A 2,889-nucleotide genomic window follows, 5' to 3' on the forward strand; every position below is an offset into this window, starting at 1 on the left:
CCGAGCTGCGCCGGCACCTGGACGTGGACGCCGAGGTGGCCGCCCGCTACGGCGAGGCGCTCGCCGAGGTCCCGCGGGTGGCGGGCGAGGTAGCCGGTCCAGGTGTGCTGGAAGCTCTCCGCGAGCTGCGACTCGGGGGCGAACAGGTCGAAGGCGTGGTACGCGCCGGGGTACAGGTGGAGTTCGACCGGGACGCCGTGGGCGCGCAGGCGCATGGCGTAGTCGAGGTCCTCGTCGCGGAAGCAGTCCAGTTCGCCGACCGCGATGAAGGCCGGCGGCAGCCCGCCGAGGTCCTCCGCGCGGGCGGGGGCGGCGTACGGGCAGACGTCGTCGGTGCCGGCGTGGTCGCCGAGGACCGCCTGCCAGGCGAGGCGGTTGGTGGAGCGGTCCCAGATGCCGATGTCGGTGATCTCACGGCTGGACGCGGTCCGGTCGCGGTCGTCGAGCATGGGGTACATCAGCGCCTGGAACAGCGGCGCCGGGCCGCCGCGGTCGCGGACCAGCAGGGCGGTGGCCGCCGCGACCCCTCCGCCGCCGCTCTGGCCGGCGATGCCGATCCGGGTGCCGTCCAGGCCGAGCGCGGGCGCTTCGCGGACGAGCCACCGGTGGGCGGTGTAGCCGTCCTCGGCGGCGCCGGGGGCGGGGGTCTCGGGGGCGAGCCGGTAGTCGACGGCGGCGACGGCGCAGCCGAGCCGCGCGGCCAGCTGCTTGAGCCAGGGGTCGTCCTGGGCGGCGAAGCCGAGCACCTGCCCGCCGCCGTGGAACCAGAGCAGCACCGGCAGCGCGCCGGTCGCGGTGGTGGGTCGCAGCATGCGGACCGGCACGTCCGGTCCACCGTCCGGCCGGACGGCGCGGTGTTCCTCCACGGTGACCGTCGGCTCGTCGGGCGTGGCGGCGGCGACGGCCGCGGCGAAGGAGCGGAGGGTCTCGCGGGTCGCGGCGATGTCGGTGAGGTCGAAGGCGCCGCGGGGGGTCATCGGGACGGCGTCGAGGGCCCGGCGCAGTTCCGGGTCCATCAGCAGGCGGGGGGCGGGCCCGGTGGTGTCCGTTGCCATGGCCGCTCAGCCCCGGAACTCGTCGATGACGACCACACCGGTCGGCCCGTACGTCTCCAGGGACTCCAGCACCGAGCCCGCCTCGTGGAGGCCGACGGTGCGGGTGACGATCCTGCCGGGGTTGAGGCGGCCGGCCTCGATCATGGTGAGCATCGTGCCGAACCGCTGCCCCTGCATGCCGAAGGCACCGAGGATCTCCAGCTCCTTGACCATCATGACGTCGATCGGCAGCGGGACGTCGCCCCGCTCGGCGCCGGTGGTGTGCCCGAGTTGGAGGTGGCGGCCGCGCGTGCGCAGGGAGAGGACGGAGTTCCGGCAGGCCTCGGCGATCCCGACGGCGTCGACGGACACGTGGGCGCCGCCCCGGGTGAGGGTCCTGACGGCCTCGGTCGGCTCGTCCACGGCCGCGTTGACGGTGTGGACGGCGCCGAGGGCGCGCGCGGCCTCCAGCTTCTCGTCGGAGATGTCGATCGCGATGACGTTGGCTCCGGTGGCCGCGGCGATCTCCACCGTGGACAGCCCCATGCCGCCGCCGGCCCCGTACACCGCGACCCATTCGCCGCCGCGCACCCGGGCCTGGTCGACGACGCCGTGGAAGGCGGTCATGTAGCGGCAGGCGAGGGCGGCGACATCCACAAAGCCGACGGACTCGGGGACCCGGACCAGGTTGACGTCGGCGAAGCGGACCATGACGTACTCGGCGAAGGCGCCCCAGTAGGACACCCCGGGCACGAGGGAGTCCACGTGCTCGCACACGTGCTGGTTGCCGCTGCGGCACATCTCGCAGGACCCCTCACCGGGGTTCATCGGGAAGATGACGCGGTCGCCGTCCCGCCAGTCGCGGACGTCCCGGCCGACCTCCACGACGGTGCCGGCGAACTCGTGGCCGAGCACGAACGGGGGCTGGACCTGCGGCCCTCCGGTCCAGAAGTCCCCGGCCCACAGGGCCCAGTCGGTGCGGCAGATGCCGTTGGCACCGACGCGCACGATCGCGCCGTCCGGCGGGCAGACGGGGTCGGGCACCTCGCGGACGACGAGGGGCTGGTGGAGTTCTTCGATGACTGCGGCGCGCATGGACGCGACCTCCTCGGGAGATGTCCACCGGTTGAAGCGGTGGACTTGGAAGCTATGTGGAGGCGAGGAGTCGTGTCAACCGCATAGAGTGGTGGACATGAGCGATGGGGACGGCCGACGAGAAGGGCGCCAGCGCGCCAGGACCGACTTCCGGTTCGACGACGCACGACTGTGCTTCGCCTTCGCCGGCACACTGGCCGACCGCGGCAAGGACGTGCGGGTGGAACGGCTGGCCGGGCCGGAGGACCTGAGCCGGTGGGGCGTGGAGAGCGGCTGCACGGCGGTGGCGCCGAGGTGCGACGAGGTCGAGCTGGAGGGAGCGCGGCGGCTGCGCGAGGCGATCCAGCGAATCGGCGTCGCACTGGCGGAGGGGGCGCCGGCTGAGCGCGAGGACGTCGCCGTGGTCAACGGGGCGGCGGCAGAACCGACTTCGGTGCCCGTCCTGTCGGCCGACGCCGGATCCGTGCGGTGGGACGGGGACGGGGTGGCAGCGGTGCTGTCGATGGTCGCGCGGGACCTGATCGAACTCTGCGGGTCCGAGCAGCGGACACGCGTCCGCATCTGCGGAAACCCGGACTGCGGAACGCCGTTCGTGGACACGTCCCGGGCGGGCGCGAGGCGCTGGTGCTCGATGAAGACCTGCGGCGCGCTGGTGAAGAAGCGGGCCTACCGGGCGAAGGCGAAGTAGTTAAGGGCAGGAGACAGAAGAGACACGGCGGGGCGGGGCACCCCCCCGCCGCCCCCCCCCCCGCGGGGGGTG

General features: G+C 73.8%; 3 protein-coding genes. 1 reads left to right on the plus strand and 2 read right to left on the minus strand.

Annotated features, from left to right (window positions below; all coding sequences use genetic code 11):
• Together ACIQOV_RS35610 and ACIQOV_RS35615 are read right to left on the minus strand one after the other, a co-directional pair.
• A partial coding sequence (locus ACIQOV_RS35610) for an alpha/beta hydrolase (protein ID WP_401054965.1) occupies positions 1-1,055 on the minus strand: 1,055 nt, incomplete at its 3' end.
• 6 nt (positions 1,056-1,061) lie between these two features.
• Complete coding sequence (locus tag ACIQOV_RS35615; protein ID WP_401054966.1) at positions 1,062-2,129, minus strand: alcohol dehydrogenase catalytic domain-containing protein; 1,068 nt, start codon at positions 2,127-2,129, stop codon at positions 1,062-1,064.
• 97 nt (positions 2,130-2,226) lie between these two features.
• On the opposite strand from ACIQOV_RS35615, the gene ACIQOV_RS35620 reads away from it, so the two are divergent.
• The gene (locus tag ACIQOV_RS35620; protein WP_401054967.1) at positions 2,227-2,817 is read left to right on the plus strand and encodes a CGNR zinc finger domain-containing protein; all 591 of its coding nucleotides are present in this window, start codon (positions 2,227-2,229) and stop codon (positions 2,815-2,817) included.
• Positions 2,818-2,889: the final 72 nt, after the last annotated feature.

The organism is Kitasatospora sp. NPDC091257 (genome assembly GCF_044757675.1).
GTDB lineage: Bacteria > Actinomycetota > Actinomycetes > Streptomycetales > Streptomycetaceae > Kitasatospora > Kitasatospora lactacystinica.